We start from the raw sequence: 18,773 nt of genomic DNA on the forward strand, positions 1-18,773 counted from the left end.
CGGCTCGGCCGGTCTGGGAGGATGGACCGCGGAGGTGCCCCGTGTCCCAGAAGTCTCGCAAGTCCCGTCCGCGCCCGTCGCGGCCCGCCGCGCGCCCGGTCGCCGAGTCCCCGCGCTCCCGTCCCACGCTGCGGGACGTCAACGTCCGTGAGGACCTCGCCGCGGCCGCTGAGCGCGAGGGCAGCCCGGCGATCCCGGTGAGCGCGCTGATCGTGACCACCCTGCTCGTGGGCGCGTACCTCCATCTGCTGGTGCTGCAGCAGATGACCCAGCTCAGCGGCGGCCTGGCGATGCCGGACTCCCTGCTGTTCTACGGGCAGGACCACATCCGCGCGCTCTCCGCGGTCATGGACGAGGACGCCCGCGGCCAGCTGAACTGGGTGCACAAGACGGCCGGCGTGATCTTCCCGATCGCCGTGGCACTGACGGTCACCGCGGTCGGCGCATGGCGCCTGCGTCCCGTCGGCGCCAAGTGGGCCGTCTTCGGGCTGGGCGTGCTGTTCGCGGTCGTGGACATCTGCGAGAACATCGCGATCGAGCAGGCGATCGCCGCCGGCGGCCCGGGCACCGGCCTGGCCGCCGCCCTGACGCTGACCCGCTGGGTCCTGCTGGCGCTGCTCGCGCTGGCGGTGGCCGTGATGCTGTGGGCCGGGCGGCGCCGTCGTGGTCGCGCCACGCGGGCGGCCTGAAGGGCTCGGCTAGACTCGCTCACCGGACCGACGCACGGTCCGCGCCCCAGTAGCTCAGTTGGATAGAGCGACCCTCTCCTAAAGGGTAGGCCGTCGGTTCGATTCCGGCCTGGGGCACCTGGGCGGCCGGTCCGGTCGCCGCCTCATTCCGCGTCGGCGAACTGCGTGGTGTAGAGCTCCGCATACCGCCCGCCCGCCGCGAGCAGCGCGGCGTGCGTGCCGCGCTCCACGATCCGCCCGGCCTCGACCACGAGGATCTCGTCCGCGCTGCGCACGGTGGAGAGCCGGTGCGCGATCACGATCGCGGTCCGCCCGGCCAGCGCCTCCCCCAGCGCCTCCTGGATGGCGCGTTCGTTGGTGGAGTCCAGCGCCGCCGTCGCCTCGTCCAGCACCACGACGCGCGGAGCCGCCAGCAGCAGCCGCGCGATCGTCATGCGCTGCCGCTCGCCGCCGGAGAGGCGGTAGCCGCGCTCGCCGACCACGGTGTCCAGCCCGTCCGGCAGCGCCTCGACCACGGGGCGCAGGCGGGCCCGCTCGACGGCGTCCCACAGCTGCTCGTCCGTCGCGTCGGGGCGGGCCAGCGTCAGGTTGGCGCGCACGGTCTCGTGGAAGAGGTGGCCGTCCTGGGTCACCATGCCCACGGCCCGCTGCAGGTCCGCGAACGCGAGGTCCCGCACGTCCACGCCGCCGATCTCGACGGCGCCGGAGGTGACGTCGTGCAGGCGCGTGACGAGCGAGGCTATGGTGGACTTGCCCGCACCCGAAGAGCCCACGAGGGCCACGGTGGCCCCGGCGGGCACGGCCACGTCGATCCCGTGCAGCACCTCCTCGCCGCCGCGCGTGTCCAGCACGGCGACCTCCTCGAGGGAGGCCAGGGACACCTGCTCCGCGGTGGGGTAGGCGAAGCGCACGTCCCGCAGCCGCACGGACAGGGGCCCCTCCGGCAGGGCCGCGGGCCGCGCGGGCTCCGTGATGAGCGGCTCCAGGTCCAGGACCTCGAACACGCGCTCGAAGCTCACGAGCGCGCTCATGATCTCCACGCGGGCGTTCGCCAGCGCGGTCAGGGGGGCGTACAGGCGGGTCAGCAGCAGGGCGAGGGTGACGACGTCGCCGGCGTCGAGGGTGCCCGCGATCGCCTGGAGCCCGCCCACGCCGTACACGGCCGCGAGCGCGAGCGCGGAGACCAGGGTGAGCAGCGTGGTGAAGACGGCCTGGCGCACGGAGATGTCCACGCCGGTGGCGCGCACGCGGTCCGCGCGGCGGGCGAACTCGGCGGACTCGGCGGCGGGGCGGCCGAAGAGCTTGATGAGTGTGGCGCCGGGAGCGGAGAACCGCTCGGTCATCTGGTCGCCCATGGCCGCGTTGTGCCCGGCCCGTTCGCGGGACAGGTCCGCCAGCTTCGAGCCGACCGCCCGGGCCGGCACCAGGAACAGCGGCAGCATCACGAGGGACAGGACGGTGACCTGCCAGCTGGTGGCCACCATGACGCCCAGGGTCAGCGCCACGGACACCACGTTCGCGACGACGCCGGAGAGGGTCCGCGAGATCGCCGACTGCGCCCCGATCACGTCGTTGTTCAGGCGTGAGACGAGCGCGCCGGTGCGGGTGCGCTGGAAGAACGCCACCGGCATGCGCTGCACGTGGTCGAACACGGCGGTGCGCAGGTCGTAGATGACGCGTTCCCCCAGCCCGGCGGAGAGCCATTTGGTGAACACGGACAGCGCCGCGTCGAGCACGGCCACGAGGGCGATCAGCAGGGCCAGCCGCACCACGAGCCCGCGGTCCGCGCCGCCGGTGATCGCGTTGACGACGTCGCCGGCCAGCACGGGCGAGGCCACGCCGAGCACCGCGCCCACGATGGACGCCGCGACGAACACGATCAGGCGGGTGCGGTACCGGCCCGCGAACGCGATGGTCCGGCGCACCGTGCCGCGGGCGAGGCTCTGCTGGGCGTCGGACTGCCCGCGGGTCATCCGCATCATGGACATCCGTGCCGCCGACTCCATGCTCATGGGCCCCTCCGCTCTCTCGACCGTTGGAGAGTCTAGGAACCGCCGGGCACGGGCGGGCGCGATTCCGCTTCCGGCGTCAGGCCGCCAGGCGCAGGTAGTCCCGCCACGCTTCGGCGGGCCGCTCCAGCTCGCGGATCCGCCACTGGGCCCCGCGCGGGCGCACCGGCTCCACCCGCAGCCGCCAGCCCAGGGCCTCGAGCGAGCGGTCCGCCTTCGCCCCGTTGCAGCGCAGGCAGCAGGCCACGAGGTTCTCCCACGAGTTCTCGCCGCCCCGCGAGCGCGGCCGCACGTGGTCCACGGTGGTGGCGTGGGCGCCGCAGTAGGCGCAGCGGTGTCCGTCCCGGCGCAGCACGCCCTTGCGGGAGACCGGGGCCGCGTCCGTGTGGGGCACCCGGATGTACTGGTGCAGCAGGATCACGAGGGGCCGGCCCCACGCGCGGGTGGGGCTGCGCATCGGGTCACCGGCGTCCTCGAGCACGCTCGCCTTGCCGGTGGCCACGAGCAGCAGCGCCCGGCGGTCGGAGACGACCGAGAGGGGTTCGTAGCCGGCGTTGAGGACGAGTGTGCGCATCGGGGGCCTCGGAAGCGTGGGGACACAGGGGCGTCGTGTCCCCACGCTAGACGCGGGTGCATCGGCGCGCCGCGTGTCGCCTGCGGCGGCGGAAGAGGTTCACCGGCCCGTCACCGGGCCATCACGCCCCCGTCACGCACGACGACGGCGCGCCGCGCCTCAGCCGTCGAGACGCTCGACCCACACGTGCGCGGCCGTGGCCTCGGCCAGCTCGAGGGCCCCGCCGTCCGCGGCCGCGCCGTCCTCCGCCTCGCCCTCGACCCGGATGTACCCGGCGTCGCGGGCGGCCTCGGCACGCACCACACGGCCGGGGGTCACGCCGGCGCCGGCCAGCTGGGCCAGCAGCTCGGGGTCGGTCTGCACGCCCTCGGCCAGCCCGCGGACGCGGAACCGGCCGGCGGTGGCGGCCTCCTCGGAGAGCCGGGCGCCCGCCAGGCCCATGTCGCGGCTCCAGTCCTCGGCGGAGGCCTGCTCGGGCCGGGGCGGGATCGGGGTGCCGTAGGGGGTCTCGGTGGGGTTCTCCAGGAGCGTGAGCAGGCGGCGCTCCACCTGGTCGCTCATCACGTGCTCCCAGCGGCAGGCCTCCTCGTGGACGAGCTCCCACTCGAGGCCGATCACGTCCGCGAGCAGGCGCTCGGCCAGGCGGTGCTTGCGCAGCACGGACACGGCCCGCTCGCGGCCCGCCACGGTCAGCTCCAGCCGACGGTCCGCGCCCACGTGCACCAGCCCGTCCCGCTCCATGCGGGCCACGGTCTGGGAGACGGTGGGGCCGGAGTGCTCCAGACGCTCGACGATGCGGGCGCGCAGCGGGGGGATGCCCTCCTCCTCGAGCTCGAGGATCGTGCGCAGGTACATCTCGGTGGTGTCGATCAGATCCGTCATGGCACGTCCTCTTCCCTCGGGCTCTTCGTCCCGGACATCCTAGCGAGGCGTGAGTCACGTGGACGGCCGGTGGTCCCGGGCGCGGGAGAATGGGCGCGACCCGCGACCCCGAAGCGTCAGGAGCACGCATGACCTCCCCCGCCGAGATCACCATCCCCCAGGACCTGCTGCCGGCCGACGGCCGCTTCGGCGCCGGCCCCTCCAAGGTCCGCCCCGAGCAGCTGAGCGCGCTCCAGGACGCAGCCGGGCTGCTCGGCACGTCGCACCGTCAGAAGCCGGTCAAGGACCTGGTGGCGAGCGTCCGGTCAGGCGTCGCCGAGCTGTTCTCGGCGCCGGAGGGCTACGAGGTGATCCTCGGCGTCGGCGGCTCCACCGCGTTCTGGGACGCGGCCGCCTTCAGCCTGGTCCGCGAGCGCGCCCAGCATCTGAGCTTCGGCGAGTTCGGCTCGAAGTTCGCCAAGGCCACCGACCAGGCGCCGTTCCTGGCGCCGTCGGACATCCGCACCTCCGAGCCGGGCACCCGCCCCGAGCCGGAGGCCGTGGCCGGGGTCGACGTGTACGCGTGGCCGCACAACGAGACCTCCACCGGCGTGATGGCGCCCGTCGTCCGCCCCGCGGGCATCGACGAGGACGCGCTGGTCGTCGTCGACGCCACCTCGGCCGCGGGCGGCCTGCCGGTGGACGTGTCCGAGGCGGACGTGTACTACTTCGCGCCGCAGAAGAACTTCGCGTCCGACGGCGGTCTGTGGCTCGCGCTGTTCTCCCCGCGGGCCCTGGCGCGGGTCGCGGAGATCAAGGAGTCCGGCCGCTGGATCCCGGCGTTCCTGGACCTGGCCACGGCCGTGGAGAACTCCCTCAAGGACCAGACCTACAACACGCCCGCGCTGGCCACGCTCGTCATGCTGGACGCGCAGCTGCGCTGGATGAACGGTCAGGGCGGGCTGGACGCGATGACCGCCCGCACCGCCGACTCCTCCTCGCGCGTGTACGCGTGGGCCGAGGCGTCGTCCTTCGCCACGCCCTTTGTGGCCCGGTCCGAGGACCGCTCCGCCGTGGTCTGCACCGTCGACTTCTCCGACGACGTCGACGCGGCGGCGGTCGCCCAGGCCCTGCGCGCGAACGGCGTGGTGGACGTGGAGCCCTATCGCAAGCTCGGCCGGAACCAGCTGCGGATCGCGACCTTCGCCGCGATCGAGCCCGAGGACGTCGCGGCACTGCTGCGCTGCATCGACCACGTGGTCGAGCGCCTGGCCTGAGCCGTCCCCGGACGGGGACACGGGCCCGCGGGGGACTCCACCGCGGGCCCGTTGCGTGTCCGCCCCGGCGGGTCAGCCGGGGCGCGCCGTCTCAGCCGCGGTCGTCCGGCGCGGTCTCAGGCGCCGGGGCGCCGGGCACACGGCCCTCGGCCACGGCCTTGAGCCGCTCGCGCTCCTCCTCGTTCACGCGCTCGGCGTACGGCACCCACGGGGGCGCCACGAGCGCACCCTCCCCCGCCATGAGGCCGGTCTCGCACACGGTGACCTGCTTGGCGCGTGGGGCCCGGGCGATCGTCACGTACCAGAGCCAGCCCGCGTAGCCGGGCATGCGGCACGCGAAGCGGTGCGTCAGGAGCCGGTCGTCGTCCACGAGCACGTCCACGTGCTCCCCCACCTCGTCCGGGGCGGCCAGCCCGGCCAGCCCCGCGCGGGCGGCGTCCACGGCGGCGGCGAGCAGCTCGTCGCGGCGCGGGGCCCGGCGACGCGCGGGCGGCACGGCCGCCCTCTCCTCCGCGGGCGCGGGCTCGGCGTCGGGGCTCCGGTGGTCGACGCGCGGGGCGTCGTCGTGGGTGGTCATGGCTCAGGCCTCCAGATCGTCGGCGACACGGCGCAGCACCTGCGCCATCTTCTGCGCCTGGGCGCGCTGGGGGTAGCGGCCGCGGCGCAGGCCGTTGGAGGTCTGGTCCAGCCACGTGATGAGGTCCTCCATGAGGACGGCCATCTCGGTGGCGCCGGGTCGGTGGTTGCGGACCACCGAGGGTGCGGCGTCGAGCACGCGCAGCGAGAGCGCCTGCTTGCCGCGGCGGCCCTCGGCCACGCCGAACTCCACGCGGGTGCCTCCGCGCAGCTCGGTCACCCCGGCCGGCAGGGCCGAGGCGGGCACGTGGACCTCCTCGCCCTCGTCCGTCTGGGCGAACCCGAAGCCCTTGGTCGAGTCGTAGAACTTGATGCGCCCGGTGGGCATGTGCGTCACCTGCTCCTCGTCATGTGGGTCCACCGCGTCGGGCCGGCGCCGCAGGGGCGGCCGTGCTCTCGTCTCGGGTCGGCGGGGTCCGGCACCGGCGTGGCGGTGCGCCGCGGCATCGGTGGGACCAGCCTGGCCGTGCGCCCGGAGGGGACGGCGGAGGACGTGGTCGTCAATGACCTCCCAGGATAGCCCGACTAGAGTGGCGGGCATGCCTCGGACCTCCACCCTCCCCGCCTCCGCGCCCGCCGCCGACCCCGCCGATCACCGGGGCGGTCGTGGCGTCGTCCTGGTGCTGGGCGTGGCCGTGACGGCGGTGTCCGCTCTGGCCCTGGTGGCCCTGCTGGTCGCGTACTTCCTGGCGTGGCCGGCGTCCCCGGCGCTGTTCGCGCTCGCGCTGTTCGGCCTGCCCGTCGGCTTCGGCCTGATGCTGCTGCACGTGGTGCTGGGCGCCGTCCGGCGCTCGCGCCCCTGAGCCGTCGGGCCAACGACGCCCCGTGACATCCAGCACCCTTTCAGGGTGTTCCCAGGTCGGGGCGGTTGACTGGGCTCCATGCAGCCTCAGAACCCCGAAGCACGCCTCCTGGTGGTGGACGACGAGCCCAACATCCGCGAGCTGCTCTCCACGTCCCTGCGCTACGCCGGCTTCGAGGTCACGGCCGCGGCCAACGGCCGGGAGGCCCTGGACGCCGCCGAGGAGTTCCAGCCGGACCTGGCCGTGCTGGACGTGATGCTCCCGGACATGGACGGCTTCACCGTGACCCGCCGCCTGCGCTCCGCCGGCCGTCACTTCCCCGTCGTGTTCCTCACCGCGCGGGACGGCACCGAGGACAAGATCACCGGCCTGACGGTCGGCGGTGACGACTACGTGACCAAGCCGTTCTCCCTCGACGAGGTGGTCGCCCGCATCCGCGCCGTGCTGCGCCGCACTGCCTCCCTCGACGACGACGACGCGGCGGTGCTGCGCGTGGACGATCTCGAGCTCGACGACGACGCGCACGAGGTCCGCCGCGGCGGCGAGGTCGTGGAGCTCTCCCCCACCGAGTTCAAGCTGCTGCGCTACCTCATGATGAACCCGAACCGGGTGCTCTCGAAGGCCCAGATCCTGGACCACGTGTGGGAGTACGACTTCAACGGGGACGCCTCGATCGTCGAGTCCTACATCTCCTACCTGCGCCGCAAGATCGACGTCGGCGGCCGCGAGAAGATGATCCACACCAAGCGCGGCGTCGGCTACATGCTCCGCACCGCGGACAAGCGCTGACGTGCGTGCGCGGCTCGACGCCGCGGCGGCCCGCGTCCGCCATCCGCGCGCCTGGCTGAGGGGCGCGTGGCAGGGGCAGTCCCTGCGCACCAAGCTGGTCGTGATGATCGCGGCGCTCATGCTGGCCCTGGTCGCCGTGACCGCCGTGGCGACCGCGGTGCTGTTCCGCCAGGAGGCGGTGCGCCAGCTGGACGAGGACATGGCCGCCAACCGGGACACCGTCTCGATGTACCTGGCCAACGTCGCCCAGACCGGCGAGTACTACATGCCGCAGCTGCCCATCCTGCGCTTCTACGGCGTCGTGTGGGACAACGAGGGCGCGCGGGTCGTCCAGACCCCGGTGATGCCGGGTGCGGACGAGCCGGCCCTGCCGGACATCACCCCGGCCGAGGCCCTGGAGCGCGGCTCCGCCTCCTTCGAGGTGCCCGGCACACAGCCGGACTCGAGCGGCTGGCGCGTGCAGCTGTACGGGCTCAGCAGCGGCGACGGCACCATGGCCGTGGCCCTTCCCCTGCAGAGCGTGACCTCCTCCGTCGAGCGCGTCACCTCGATCGTCGTGACCATCGGCCTGCTCGCGACGGCGGGCACCGTGATCGTGGCCAACCTGGCGGTCCAGCGCGCGTTCCGCACCCTGAACCGCGTGGAGCGCACCGCCGCCAAGATCGCCGCCGGCGACCTGAGCCAACGCGTGGAGAGCGCGGCGCCCGACACCGAGGTGGGCCGGCTCTCCCGCTCCCTCAATGCCATGCTCGCGCACATCGAGTCCGCGTTCCGGGACAAGGAGATCTCCGAGGACAAGATGCGCCGCTTCGTGCAGGACGCCTCCCACGAGCTGCGCACCCCCCTGGTCACCATCCGCGGGTTCTCCGAGCTGTACCGGCACGGCGGGCTGCGCGAGGAGGAGGACGTCGCCGCCGCCATGCAGCGCATCGAGTCCGAGGCCACCCGCATGACCCGCCTCGTGGAGGACCTGCTCACCCTGGCCCGCCTCGACGAGCAGCGCCCCCTCGAGCACGCCCCGGTGGACCTGCTCATCCTCGCGATGGACTCCATGATGGACGCGTCCGTGAACGCCCCGGACCGCAAGGTCACCCTCGTGGGCCCCGACGACGACCGGGCGGCTCCGGCGCCCATCCTCGGCGACGAGAACCGGATGCGCCAGGTGGTGGTGAACCTCATGGCCAACGCCCTGCGCTACACCCCCGCCGGCACCCCCATCGAGATCGCGGTCGGCACGGTCGACCACCTCGGCGGCCGGGCCGGGGCGGACGGCGCGGGCCGCAGCTCCGTGATCGAGATCCGTGACCACGGGCCGGGCGTGTCCGAGGAGGACCGCGCCCGCATCTTCGAGCGGTTCTACCGCGCGGACACCTCCCGGCACCGCGAGACGGGCGGCACGGGGCTCGGCCTGGCCATCGTCGCGGCGATCGTGGCCCAGCACGGCGGCTCCGTCCGGCTGCTGGAGACCGAGGGCGGCGGCGCCACCTTCTCCGTCCACCTGCCGTGGGCGCCGTTCGAGGACGAGGCGGACGAGGACGTCGAGGACGAGCGCCCGTCCGCGCAGGACACCGACGACGACGCGGCCGGTCCGCCCAGCGGCCCCCTCGCCCTGACCGCGCCGTCAGGAGCCGGCGCCAGCGCCGCGGACGCCGCCCGGAGCAGCCGCCTGCTGCGGGCGGCGGAGCGGTTCCGTCGTGCCTCGGCCGAGCGCCGCCGTCGGGCTTCTGCTCCTGCACAGGCGCCCGAGGCCAGCGTCCCGTCCCCAGGCGGGGACGACCCGGCGGCCGGGCGCGACGCGCGTCCCTAGCGTGGTGCCCGGCGGCACCCGCCGCCCATCAGCACTCATCAGAGGGGACAGTCACATGAGCATCGTGCAGATCGACGTCGAGGACCTGCGGGCCAAGAGCGGGGCGGTGGAGGGCTCCATCGGCCGCCTCCAGGCGGAGGTGAGCACCATGGAGGCCAACCTGCGCCAGCTGCAGGACACCTGGCGCGGCCAGGCGGCCGCGAACTTCCAGGGTGTGCTCACCGAGTGGCGCGCCACCCAGCAGCGCGTGGAGGAGTCCCTGGCGGGCATCCGCCGCGCGATGGACGCCGCCGCCACCCAGTACCAGGACGCGGAGACCGCCAACGCCGCGATGTTCCGGTTCTGAGCGCCCGGAACGGTCCGGGGTGCGGCCGGCCGGCCGCGCCCCGGTCCGTGCTTCCTAGAGTGGGGGCATGACCGTCCTGATCGACCCGCCCGCGTGGCCCGCCCACGGCACCGTGTTCTCCCACCTCGTCTCCGACGCCTCCCTCGAGGAGCTCCACGCGTTCGCGCGGGCGGCGGGGCTCTCGGAGCGGGCCTTCGACCGGGACCACTACGACGTGCCCGCGCACCGACGCGCCGAGCTCGTGGCCCGCGGGGCGGTGCCCGTCACCGGACGGGAGCTGGTGCGCCGCCTCGCCGCCTCGGGGCTGCGCGTGCCCGCCCGGAGCCGCGCCGAGAAGCGCGACGTCGTCCTCGCCCGGCGCTGGGCGCGGCTGTTCGAGGGCACGGCGGCGAGCCCGGACGCGGTGACGACGGCGGGACGCGACCTGCTGGCCCGCTGGGCGGAGCCGCATCGGCACTACCACGACCCGGCCCACCTGCTCGCGGTGCTCGAGTCCGTGGACCTGCTCGAGCGGGCGGGGGCGAAGGCCGGGCCGGATCCGCGTGCGGTCCGCCTGGCCGCGTGGTTCCACGACGCCGTCTACGTCGGGGACCCCGCCGCGCCCGCCGGCCAGGACGAGGCGGACTCGGCCGCCCTGGCCCGGGACGTGCTCACCGACCCGCGGCTGGCGGTGCCGGCCGACGTCGTCGACGAGGTGGCGCGCCTCGTGTTGCTCACCGCCGCCCACGACCCCGCCCCGCACGACGCGGCCGGGGCGGTGCTCTCGGACGCGGACCTCGAGGTCCTCGGCCGCTCCCCCGAGGCCTACGCCCGCTACGTGGCCGCGGTCCGGCAGGACTACGCGCACGTGTCCGACGCGGACTGGGCCCGCGGTCGCGGCGCGGTGCTGGACGCCCTGCTGGACGCCGAGCGGCTGTATCGGACCGCGCCCGGCCGAACGCGCTGGGAGGCCGCCGCCCGCCGCAACCTGGCGGCGGAACGAGCCGCGCTGTCGGCCTGAGCGGGGCGCCCCGGTGCCGGCCCCGGACGCGGCGAGGCCCGCCTCCCCGGACGGGGAGACGGGCCTCGCTGGCTGGGCGCCCGAACGGGCCGGGCCGGCTCAGCGGCTGATCACATCATGCCGCCCATGCCGCCCATCGGGTCCATGCCCTCGGCGCCGGCGGCGGCCTTCTCGGGCTTGTCCGCGACGACGGCCTCGGTGGTCAGGAACAGGCCCGCGATGGACGCGGCGTTCTGCAGGGCCGAGCGGGTCACCTTCACCGGGTCGTTGATGCCGGCGGCCAGCAGGTCCTCGTACTCGCCGGTGGCGGCGTTCAGGCCGTGACCGTCGTCGAGGGTCTTGACCTTGTCCGCCACGACGCCGGGCTCCAGGCCGGCGTTGAAGGCGATCTGCTTCAGCGGGGCCTCGATGGCGACCTTCACGATGTTCGCGCCGGTGGCCTCGTCGCCCTCGAGCTGCAGGCCGCCGAACGCCTTGGCGCCGGCCTGGATCAGGGCCACGCCGCCGCCGGCGACGATGCCCTCCTCCACGGCGGCCTTGGCGTTGCGCACGGCGTCCTCGATGCGGTGCTTACGCTCCTTGAGCTCCACCTCGGTGGCCGCGCCGGCCTTGATGACGGCCACGCCGCCGGCCAGCTTGGCGAGGCGCTCCTGCAGCTTCTCGCGATCGTAGTCCGAGTCGGTGTTCTCGATCTCGGAGCGGATCTGGGCCACGCGGCCGGCGATCTGCTCGGCGTCGCCGCCACCCTCCACGATGGTGGTCTCGTCCTTGGTGACGACCACCTTGCGGGCGGTGCCCAGCAGGTCGAGGGTCGCGTTCTCCAGGGACAGGCCCACCTCGGAGGAGATGACCTGGCCGCCGGTGAGGATGGCGATGTCGGCGAGCATGGCCTTGCGGCGGTCACCGAAGCCCGGGGCCTTCACGGCCACGGACTTGAAGGTGCCGCGGATCTTGTTGACCACGAGGGTGGCCAGGGCCTCGCCCTCGACGTCTTCGGCGATGATCAGCAGCGGCTTGCCCGACTGCATGACCTTCTCGAGGATCGCCACCATGTCCTTCACGGAGGAGATCTTCGAGTTGACGATGAGGATGTAGGGATCCTCGAGGACGGCCTCCTGGCGGTCCGCGTCGGTCACGAAGTAACCGGAGATGTAGCCCTTGTCGAAGCGCATGCCCTCGGTGAGCTCGAGCTCGAGGCCGAAGGTGTTGGACTCCTCGACGGTGATGACGCCCTCCTTGCCGACCTTGTCCAGGGCCTCGGCGATGAGGGAGCCGATCTGCTTGTCCGCGGCGGAGATCGAGGCGGTGGCCGCGATCTGGTCCTTGGTCTCGATCTCGCGGGAGGCGGAGAGCAGCTCGGAGGTGACGGCCTCCACGGCCTTCTCGATGCCGCGCTTCAGGGACAGCGGGTCGGCGCCCGCGGCCACGTTGCGCAGGCCCTCGCGGACCAGCGCCTGGGCCAGCACGGTGGCGGTGGTGGTGCCGTCGCCGGCGACGTCGTCGGTCTTCTTGGCGACCTCCTTGACGAGCTCCGCGCCGATCTTCTCGTACGGGTCCTCGAGCTCGATCTCCTTGGCGATGGAGACGCCGTCGTTGGTGATGGTGGGGGCGCCCCACTTCTTCTCCAGCACCACGTTGCGGCCGCGGGGGCCGAGGGTCACCTTCACGGCGTCGGCCAGGGTGTTCAGGCCCTTCTCCAGGCCGCGGCGGGCCTCTTCGTCGAATGCGATGGTCTTGGCCATGTGCAGGTCCTTTCTGGACGTCGGCTTCCTACTGCTGGTGGCTGACCCGCGCCGGTGCCCGCGACGGACGGCCCCTGGGGGCCTCACCGGTGGACAGGTCCTCCTCCACGGCGCCGGGCCGACCGGGGTACGGCTGGCAGTCGCGCCTTCGGAGTGCTAACCCCATTATGAGCACTCGCACCGGGAGAGTGCAAAGGGTCCGCAGTGCGGGGCCCGCCCTTCCGCGGACGGCGGACGGCCCCCGGCAGAACGCCTCGGAAGGCGCCCCGCCGGGGGCCGGAAAGGGTGCGCGGCCGGCACGGCCGCACGACGGGCGGATCAGCTGGTGACGACCACCGCGATACCGTTCACCTGCAGGTTCGGGGTCTGCATGACCGGGAAGCCGAGCTCCTTGCCGACCGCCTCGGCGGCGGCCTTGTTGGCCGAGCCGTTGTACAGGACGGTGGAGGACTGGATGCCGTAGCCGCTCCAGTTCTTCGCGTCCACCGAGGTGTAGCCGGCGCCCGTGAGCCGCTGCGCGTAGGAGGCGGCGAGGCCCTGGGTGCGGGTCGCGTTGTACACGGTGACGTGGGTGCCGCGCACGGCCGCGGACTGCGCGGCTGCACGAGAGCTCGACGCGGCCGCAGACTGCGCGGCCGCACGAGAGCTCGACGCGGCCGCGGACTGCGAGCGCGAGGCCTCCGCCGCGGCGGCCGAACGGGACGCGGCGGCGCGCGAGGACTCCGCCGCCTGGACGGCCGCCGCCGACCGGGACGCCTCTGCGGACTGCGCGGCGGCCTCGGAACGCGAGGCCTCCGCCGCCTGTGCCTCGGCGGCGGCACGGGACGACTCGGCGGACTGCGCGGCGGCCTCGGAACGCGAGGCCTCCGCCGCCTGTGCCTCCGCGGCGGCCCGGGACGACGCGGCAGCCTGGGACGACTCGGCGGCCTCGGCGGCAGCCGCCTCCTGCGCCGCCCGCGAGGACTCGGCCGCGGCCGCGGAACGGGACGCCTCCGCCGCGTCCTCGGACGGGGTGGCGGACTCGGTCGCGGACGCAGTCGACGCCGACGCGGAGGACGCCGAGGAGGACACGGACGACGCCGACGTCGACGGCGCGGCAGCCGGGGCCGTCGTCGAGCTCTCGGCGGCGACGGGCTCGGAGCGGTCGCCGGTGAGCCACGGCAGGACGACGCCCACGAACAGGCCGGCGAGCAGGACGAGGCCGGCCACCCAGAGCAGCGGGCTCAGGCGGCGACCCCCGCCCGCGGCGGTTGCGCCGGCAGCGGCGAAGGACTCGCGGTGCGCGCCGCGCTGGTCCGTGTACTCGGGGACCTCGTCGAAGCGGTCGGGCTGGTAGGCCATGGGTCAGTTCTCCTGGCGGGAAGCGGGCGTGGACGGCGCCGGATCCGCGGGTCCCCTCCGGGCCCGGCTGCGGGTGCCGCGCTTGCGCAGCAGCCGCGTGACCAGCAGGGGTCGGTAGGCCAGGGCGGCCTCACGGTCCAGCAGTCCGTTCAACACCTGATAATAGGCGGTCGGAGACAGCCCCAGACGCTCTCGGACGGCGTGGTCCTTGGCCCCGCCGTACCGCCAGGTGGCGGCCTCCAGGTCCAGGACCGCACGCTCCAGGTCCGTCAGCTCGTCCCGTCGCGCACGCGCGCGGGCACCCTCGTCCGGGGCCGGATCGGGCGAGACGGGCGTGGGGTGGGACATGGCGGCCACTGTACCCACCCGGTCTACCCTCGGGGCATGGAGTTCATCGCGCCCCTGGATCCGGGCTGGGAGGCGGCCCTCGCCCCGCAGGCCGCCGCGTTCGAGCAGGTCGGCGAGCGGCTGCGGGCCCGCCGGGCGGCCGGAGAGCAGGTGCTGCCGGCGCCGGAGCACATCCTGCGGGCGTTCCGTCAGCCGTTCGCGGACGTCCGCGTCCTCGTGCTGGGCCAGGACCCCTACCCGACGCCGGGCCATCCGATCGGCCTGAGCTTCGCGGTGGACCGCCACGTGCGGCCGCTGCCCCGCTCCCTGGCCAACATCCACCGGGAGCTGCACGACGACCTCGGCATCACCCCGCCCGCCCACGGGGACCTCTCCGCGTGGACGGACCAGGGCGTGCTGCTGCTGAACCGCGCCCTCAGCGTGCGGGCCGGCGCACCCGGCAGCCACCGCGGCCTCGGCTGGGAGCAGATCACGGAGGCCGCGGTGCGGGCCCTCTGCGCGCGCGGCACCCCGCTCGTGGGGCTGCTGTGGGGAGCCGACGCGCGGCGCATGGCGCCGCTGCTGACGGCGGCGGGGGCCGGCGTCGTGGAGTCCCCGCATCCCTCGCCCCTGAGCGCCCACCGCGGGTTCTTCGGCTCCCGGCCGTTCAGCCGGGTGAACCGGCTCCTCGAGGCGGCCGGCGCGGCCCCGGTGGACTGGCGCCTGCCCGACTGAGCCGGGCCGCCGGTCAGCCGCGCTGGTGCATCACGAGTTCGGTGGGCAGCAGCGTGCCCATCCGGTCGGTGATCGGCTTGGCCAGGGTGTTGCCGAAGGCGACGCCGGCCGCGATTGCCACGACGATGACCGCGGCGTTGAAGAGTCCCTCGACGCCCAGCAGCGTGGCCCCGGTCTCCACGGTGAACCCGTAGACGGACCGGAACATGGTGAGTCCGGGAAGCAGGAACAGCATGGACGGCAGGACGATCACGAGCGCCGGGGCCGCGAGCCGCTGGGCCACCAGGCGGCCGAGGAACCCGACCGCCGCCGCGGCGACCGCGGGCACCAGCCGGTCGCTGACCCCGATCTGCTGCGCTGCCAGGTACGCGCCGAAGCCGGCCCCGGACACGAGACCGCAGGCCAGGATCTGGGGCCACCGCGACTGCTCCACCACCGCGTCCGCCATGCCCGCGGCCATCACGAGGCCCAGCAGCAGCAGCGGCGGATAGCTCAGCGTCCCCGCCTCGGCCAGGTCCAGCTGTTCGAATCCCACGAGATCCCCGATGCCCACGGCGATCATGATCCCGGCCATCACGCCGGCGAACACGAGCAGCGCGGAGAGGAAGCGGCCCGCGGCGGTCACCGGGAAGCCGTGGATGGCGTCCTGCACCGCGGTGACGAACCTCGCCGTGGGCAGGAGCATCATGATGCCGCCGGCGATCACCAGCGCCGGGTTGACCGGCAGGTCGAGGGCGTGGGCCATCAGCGCGATCACCGTGGCCGTGATCGCCCCGAACATCGTGGAGAAGATCTCCGGGAAGCGCGCCTTGTCCGCCTGGACCTTGAGCCAGAAGACCAGCCAGGTGGAGACCATGCCCAGGGCCGCGCCCGTCCAGGTCCCGCCGATGAACGGCACGAAGCAGGCCACGAACACGCCGGAGAAGAGGACCTCGAAGACGGCGGGGAACGGCTTGGGCTGATGCCGGATCTCCACGAGCCGGCGCTGGGCCTCGGCCCGGTCCACCTCGCCCGCGGCGATCTCCTCGACGAGCCGGTGGACGGCCACGAGCCCCTCGAAGTTCACCGAGGACGAGCGGACCACCCGCTGGAGGGTGAACGGGGCCTCGCCGCGTGAGGAGTCGGGCGCGTAGTTCAGGGAGATGGACTGGTTGGTCAGGTCCACCTCGGTCTCGAGGATCCCGTAGGCCTGCGTGGCCACGATGATCGAGGTCTCCACGTCCAGCGAGGCCGCGCCGAAGCTGAACATCGTCTCGCCCAGCTTGAGCGCGAAGTCCAGGGTCGTGCGGGCCTCAAGGGCCTGCGCCTCCGCGCGGCGCTGCTGCAGCGTGGAGCGCATGCGGCGCCCGTACGGCGAGGAGTGCAGGCGGTCGGCCAGCACGAGCGCCTGCGTCGGCAGGTTCTCGACGAAGACCTCGCGGGAGCGCCGGCCGCGCCGACGCCCGCGCTTCTCGGGCGGACCCGCGGGGACCACCGGGTCCGGGACGGTGACGTCCGGCGCGGGGATCACCTCCGGGGCGGGCAGGGCGCCGTCGGCCTCCGCGGGCGCCAGGACGGAGGTGGGCACCTGCTCAGACAGCGGCGGCTCGGTCAGGGGCGCGTCCGCGGCCGGCTCCGGCAGCGTCTCCGCCTCCGGCTCGGCCGATTCCTCCGGCTCCGGCTCCGGCGCCGAGACCGGATCGGCGGCGGCGGGGCGGACCACGGGCGGCAGCGGCTCCGTCGGCTCGACGGCGACCGCGGCCGGGTGGGCCGACTCCGCCGGGTCGAGGTCGAGCAGGCCGGGGTCCTCCGGGTCGAGCGTGAGGTCGCCGACAGCGGCGGCGTCCTCGGCGCCGGCCGGGCGCAGCACGGGGATGAGCGTGGGGACGGCCGGGGGCTCCGCGATGCGGGGGTCGAACCGCGCCGGCTCCTGGGTGCCCTCCTGCTCCATGCGGCTCACCCTCTCCTTCCGTATGCGGGCGCTGGACGCGAGACGGCGGTGGGCCGAGCCCCGCCGACGCGTCCATCCAACCACGCCGACACCTCCCCCGCCGGGGCCTTCGGCACCGCGGCCCGGGGATGCGAAAGGGCCCTCCCGGAGGAGGGCCCTGCTGCGGTGGATCTTACTGGACTCGAACCAGCGACCTCTCGCGTGTGAAGCGAACGCTCTAACCAACTGAGCTAAAGATCCGGGCGTCGCCCCATGGGGGTGACAACTCGAAGAACGATACCTCAGGCGGCGTCGCCTGTCCACCCGGGCGACGGCCGCCCCGCGCACGGCGGAGCGGCCGTCGAGAGCCGACGAGCACGTCAGGCGTCGGTCAGCGTGGCGCCGGGCTCGAAACCGCCCTGGGCGACCAACGAGGCCCCGGCGCCCGGGGCGGGCCCCGGTCAGGAGCTGCCGCCGAGGGAGGAGACCGCCCTGGTGGCGTCCGCCAGACCGGCGCCGCAGCCTGCGTAGCAGGTCACCGGCATGGACCGGGCCGTGGACGTGAGGGTGGACTCGACCTGGGCCGGGGTGAGGCTCGGCTGCGCGGCCAGCAGCAGGGCGGCCAGGCCCGCGACGTGCGGGGTGGCCATCGAGGTGCCGTTGTAGGCGGCGTGGCCGGCCGTCGTCGGGGTGGTGGCGCCGTTGTTCACGGTCGAGATGATGTTCGCCCCCGGAGCGGTCACGTCCACGGCGGAGCCGTAGTTCGAGAACGAGGCGCGGGCGCCCTGCGAGGTGGAGGCGGCCACCACGACGGTGTTCTGGCAGTTGGCCGGGCGCACATTGGCGGCGGGCTGGTTCTCGTTGCCCGCGGCCACGACGACGGGCACGCCGCGGGAGACGGCCGCGTTGATCGCGTTCTGGTAGGTGGTGCCGCACATGCCGGAGCCACCGAGGGACATGTTGATGACGTCCGCCGGGTTCGGGTTGGCCGGCACGCCCGCCACCGTGCCGCCGGCAGCCCACACGACCGCGTCGGCGATGTCGGACAGCGAGCCGCCGCACCTGCCGAGCACGCGGATCGGCTGGATCTTCGCGTTCGGCGCCACACCGACGACGCCCTGGGAGTCGGCCACGGCCGCGACGGTGCCCGCCACGTGGGAGCCGTGCCACGAGGAGTCGGAGGCACCGGCGGTGCCGCACTCGCCGGCGGCGTACCAGTCGCCCTCGTCACGCGGATTGGAGTCGCGGCCACCGCCGTCGCGCGCCGCCCTGCCGTCGGAGATGAAGTCGTAGCCGGGCACGACGTTGCGGTCGAGGTCCGGGTGGGAGGTGATGCCGGTGTCGATGACGGCCACGGTCGCACCGGAGCCCGTCGTGCGATCCCACGCCCCGGGGACCCGCATGCCGTGGCTGCCGGTGAAGCCCCACTGCTGCGAGTAGAGGGCGTCCACGGGACTCAGGCCGGTGGCGGTGAGGAGCGCGTCCGGCTCCACGGCCTCGACCGCCCCGGAGGCCTTCAGGTCGGCCATGAACTTCGCGGACTCGGCCTGATCCAGCTTGCGGTCCGCCTTGACCACGCGGGAGCCGAGCGCGGTCTCACGCAGCTCCTTCACGGAGACGCCGGCCTCCTTCGCGGCCTTGCCCCAGGCGTTGGCGCGGCCCTTCGCGTGGGCGTTGGCGGCGGTCTCCTTGTAGGTGACGATGAAGGAGTCGTAGCCGTCGGCGCTCGGGTCCTCGACCTGCGCCGCCGCCAGGGGTGAGGCGGCGGTCGGGCTCGCTGCCGGTGCGGCGGGGGCGCCGCCGGAGGGGGCCGCGAGCGCGGGGGACGAGGTCAGGGTCCCGCCGGCGAGGACGGCGCCGGCCACGAGGGCGCCGATGCGGCGGCGGGTGCTGCGGGGTGTGGAGGACTGCACGGGATCTCCTCGGAG

18 protein-coding genes and 2 tRNA genes are annotated in these 18,773 nt (G+C 74.2%); 9 read left to right on the forward strand and 11 right to left on the reverse strand.

Annotated features, from left to right (window positions below; genetic code table 11):
• The first annotated feature begins 41 nt into the window (after positions 1-41).
• Both ACTSKS_RS03330 and ACTSKS_RS03335 read left to right on the forward strand, forming a co-directional pair.
• Positions 42-689: a hypothetical protein gene (locus ACTSKS_RS03330; RefSeq protein WP_044659023.1), complete on the forward strand. Its 648-nt coding sequence runs from the start codon at positions 42-44 to the stop codon at positions 687-689.
• A gap of 43 nt (positions 690-732) precedes the next feature.
• A tRNA-Arg gene (locus ACTSKS_RS03335) sits at positions 733-806 on the forward strand.
• A 26-nt stretch (positions 807-832) separates the two neighbouring features.
• Here the strand turns inward: ACTSKS_RS03335 and ACTSKS_RS03340 are convergent.
• From ACTSKS_RS03340 to ACTSKS_RS03350, 3 genes are all read right to left on the reverse strand, one after another.
• Positions 833-2,701: an ABC transporter ATP-binding protein gene (locus ACTSKS_RS03340; protein WP_041103066.1), complete on the reverse strand. Its 1,869-nt coding sequence runs from the start codon at positions 2,699-2,701 to the stop codon at positions 833-835.
• A gap of 76 nt (positions 2,702-2,777) precedes the next feature.
• Entirely contained in the window at positions 2,778-3,272 is a 495-nt protein-coding gene (locus tag ACTSKS_RS03345; protein WP_020628346.1) for an HNH endonuclease, read from the reverse strand.
• Positions 3,273-3,431: 159 nt separating this feature from the next.
• Positions 3,432-4,154, reverse strand: a complete 723-nt coding sequence (locus tag ACTSKS_RS03350) for a metal-dependent transcriptional regulator (protein ID WP_020628347.1) — start codon at positions 4,152-4,154, stop codon at positions 3,432-3,434.
• A 128-nt stretch (positions 4,155-4,282) separates the two neighbouring features.
• Between ACTSKS_RS03350 and serC the strand changes: the two genes are divergently transcribed.
• On the forward strand, positions 4,283-5,410 hold the full coding sequence (serC, locus tag ACTSKS_RS03355; protein ID WP_044659024.1) for a phosphoserine transaminase: 1,128 nt from the start codon (positions 4,283-4,285) through the stop codon (positions 5,408-5,410).
• A gap of 91 nt (positions 5,411-5,501) precedes the next feature.
• On the opposite strand, the gene ACTSKS_RS03360 is transcribed toward serC, so the two are convergent.
• Both ACTSKS_RS03360 and ACTSKS_RS03365 read right to left on the reverse strand, forming a co-directional pair.
• Positions 5,502-5,987 (reverse strand): DUF3027 domain-containing protein, encoded by a 486-nt coding sequence (locus tag ACTSKS_RS03360; RefSeq protein ID WP_041103071.1) that lies wholly within the window; start codon positions 5,985-5,987, stop codon positions 5,502-5,504.
• Positions 5,988-5,990: 3 nt separating this feature from the next.
• Positions 5,991-6,374 (reverse strand): cold-shock protein, encoded by a 384-nt coding sequence (locus ACTSKS_RS03365; RefSeq protein ID WP_020628350.1) that lies wholly within the window; start codon positions 6,372-6,374, stop codon positions 5,991-5,993.
• 211 nt (positions 6,375-6,585) lie between these two features.
• Here ACTSKS_RS03365 and ACTSKS_RS03370 point away from each other — a divergent pair, with 211 nt between their 5' ends.
• The 5 genes from ACTSKS_RS03370 (at position 6,586) to ACTSKS_RS03390 (ending at position 10,791) form a co-directional block, all read left to right on the forward strand.
• Positions 6,586-6,849, forward strand: coding sequence for a hypothetical protein (locus ACTSKS_RS03370; RefSeq protein ID WP_041103073.1), 264 nt, complete (start codon positions 6,586-6,588; stop codon positions 6,847-6,849).
• Positions 6,850-6,927: 78 nt separating this feature from the next.
• Positions 6,928-7,638 (forward strand): response regulator transcription factor, encoded by a 711-nt coding sequence (locus ACTSKS_RS03375; protein ID WP_041103075.1) that lies wholly within the window; start codon positions 6,928-6,930, stop codon positions 7,636-7,638.
• A gap of 1 nt (position 7,639) precedes the next feature.
• Positions 7,640-9,445 (forward strand): sensor histidine kinase, encoded by a 1,806-nt coding sequence (locus ACTSKS_RS03380; RefSeq protein ID WP_061867185.1) that lies wholly within the window; start codon positions 7,640-7,642, stop codon positions 9,443-9,445.
• Positions 9,446-9,500: 55 nt separating this feature from the next.
• Complete coding sequence (locus tag ACTSKS_RS03385; protein ID WP_010079419.1) at positions 9,501-9,791, forward strand: WXG100 family type VII secretion target; 291 nt, start codon at positions 9,501-9,503, stop codon at positions 9,789-9,791.
• Positions 9,792-9,858: 67 nt separating this feature from the next.
• Positions 9,859-10,791 carry a DUF4031 domain-containing protein gene (locus tag ACTSKS_RS03390; RefSeq protein WP_036315913.1) on the forward strand — a complete coding sequence of 311 codons (933 nt, stop codon included), beginning with the start codon at positions 9,859-9,861 and terminating at the stop codon, positions 10,789-10,791.
• Positions 10,792-10,901: 110 nt separating this feature from the next.
• On the opposite strand, the gene groL is transcribed toward ACTSKS_RS03390, so the two are convergent.
• The 3 genes from groL to ACTSKS_RS03405 all read right to left on the reverse strand — a co-directional run bounded on the left by groL (position 10,902) and on the right by ACTSKS_RS03405 (position 14,222).
• Positions 10,902-12,533 (reverse strand): chaperonin GroEL, encoded by a 1,632-nt coding sequence (gene groL / locus ACTSKS_RS03395; RefSeq protein ID WP_036315916.1) that lies wholly within the window; start codon positions 12,531-12,533, stop codon positions 10,902-10,904.
• 318 nt (positions 12,534-12,851) lie between these two features.
• Positions 12,852-13,874, reverse strand: coding sequence for a LytR C-terminal domain-containing protein (locus tag ACTSKS_RS03400; protein ID WP_036315919.1), 1,023 nt, complete (start codon positions 13,872-13,874; stop codon positions 12,852-12,854).
• 3 nt (positions 13,875-13,877) lie between these two features.
• On the reverse strand, positions 13,878-14,222 hold the full coding sequence (locus tag ACTSKS_RS03405; protein WP_205805498.1) for a DUF3263 domain-containing protein: 345 nt from the start codon (positions 14,220-14,222) through the stop codon (positions 13,878-13,880).
• A gap of 36 nt (positions 14,223-14,258) precedes the next feature.
• Here ACTSKS_RS03405 and ACTSKS_RS03410 point away from each other — a divergent pair, with 36 nt between their 5' ends.
• Positions 14,259-14,936, forward strand: coding sequence for a uracil-DNA glycosylase (locus tag ACTSKS_RS03410; protein ID WP_036315921.1), 678 nt, complete (start codon positions 14,259-14,261; stop codon positions 14,934-14,936).
• A gap of 13 nt (positions 14,937-14,949) precedes the next feature.
• On the opposite strand, the gene ACTSKS_RS03415 is transcribed toward ACTSKS_RS03410, so the two are convergent.
• The 3 genes from ACTSKS_RS03415 to ACTSKS_RS03425 all read right to left on the reverse strand — a co-directional run bounded on the left by ACTSKS_RS03415 (position 14,950) and on the right by ACTSKS_RS03425 (position 18,758).
• Entirely contained in the window at positions 14,950-16,866 is a 1,917-nt protein-coding gene (locus ACTSKS_RS03415) for a threonine/serine ThrE exporter family protein (protein ID WP_036315922.1), read from the reverse strand.
• Between the two features lie 166 nt (positions 16,867-17,032).
• Positions 17,033-17,106 (reverse strand) — tRNA-Val (locus ACTSKS_RS03420).
• A 200-nt stretch (positions 17,107-17,306) separates the two neighbouring features.
• A complete protein-coding gene (locus ACTSKS_RS03425; protein ID WP_231862070.1) occupies positions 17,307-18,758 on the reverse strand; it encodes a S8 family peptidase in 1,452 nt (483 codons plus the stop codon).
• Positions 18,759-18,773 lie beyond the last annotated feature (15 nt).

This window comes from Micrococcus sp. TCR-5 (genome assembly GCF_052220525.1).
GTDB classification, from domain to species: domain Bacteria; phylum Actinomycetota; class Actinomycetes; order Actinomycetales; family Micrococcaceae; genus Micrococcus; species Micrococcus luteus.

What these genes read in the sequence shown, in the direction of transcription:
- ACTSKS_RS03345 (WP_020628346.1), bottom strand. Translation starts at nt 3,272, where the DNA reads ATGCGCACACTCGTCCTCAACGCCGGCTACGAACCCCTCTCGGTCGTC.
- ACTSKS_RS03390 (WP_036315913.1), top strand. Translation starts at nt 9,859, where the DNA reads ATGACCGTCCTGATCGACCCGCCCGCGTGGCCCGCCCACGGCACCGTG.
- ACTSKS_RS03385 (WP_010079419.1), top strand. Translation starts at nt 9,501, where the DNA reads ATGAGCATCGTGCAGATCGACGTCGAGGACCTGCGGGCCAAGAGCGGG.
- ACTSKS_RS03360 (WP_041103071.1), bottom strand. Translation starts at nt 5,987, where the DNA reads ATGACCACCCACGACGACGCCCCGCGCGTCGACCACCGGAGCCCCGAC.
- ACTSKS_RS03350 (WP_020628347.1), bottom strand. Translation starts at nt 4,154, where the DNA reads ATGACGGATCTGATCGACACCACCGAGATGTACCTGCGCACGATCCTC.
- serC (WP_044659024.1), top strand. Translation starts at nt 4,283, where the DNA reads ATGACCTCCCCCGCCGAGATCACCATCCCCCAGGACCTGCTGCCGGCC.
- ACTSKS_RS03415 (WP_036315922.1), bottom strand. Translation starts at nt 16,866, where the DNA reads ATGGAGCAGGAGGGCACCCAGGAGCCGGCGCGGTTCGACCCCCGCATC.
- ACTSKS_RS03365 (WP_020628350.1), bottom strand. Translation starts at nt 6,374, where the DNA reads ATGCCCACCGGGCGCATCAAGTTCTACGACTCGACCAAGGGCTTCGGG.
- groL (WP_036315916.1), bottom strand. Translation starts at nt 12,533, where the DNA reads ATGGCCAAGACCATCGCATTCGACGAAGAGGCCCGCCGCGGCCTGGAG.
- ACTSKS_RS03375 (WP_041103075.1), top strand. Translation starts at nt 6,928, where the DNA reads ATGCAGCCTCAGAACCCCGAAGCACGCCTCCTGGTGGTGGACGACGAG.
- ACTSKS_RS03410 (WP_036315921.1), top strand. Translation starts at nt 14,259, where the DNA reads ATGGAGTTCATCGCGCCCCTGGATCCGGGCTGGGAGGCGGCCCTCGCC.
- ACTSKS_RS03340 (WP_041103066.1), bottom strand. Translation starts at nt 2,701, where the DNA reads ATGAGCATGGAGTCGGCGGCACGGATGTCCATGATGCGGATGACCCGC.
- ACTSKS_RS03370 (WP_041103073.1), top strand. Translation starts at nt 6,586, where the DNA reads ATGCCTCGGACCTCCACCCTCCCCGCCTCCGCGCCCGCCGCCGACCCC.
- ACTSKS_RS03405 (WP_205805498.1), bottom strand. Translation starts at nt 14,222, where the DNA reads ATGTCCCACCCCACGCCCGTCTCGCCCGATCCGGCCCCGGACGAGGGT.
- ACTSKS_RS03400 (WP_036315919.1), bottom strand. Translation starts at nt 13,874, where the DNA reads ATGGCCTACCAGCCCGACCGCTTCGACGAGGTCCCCGAGTACACGGAC.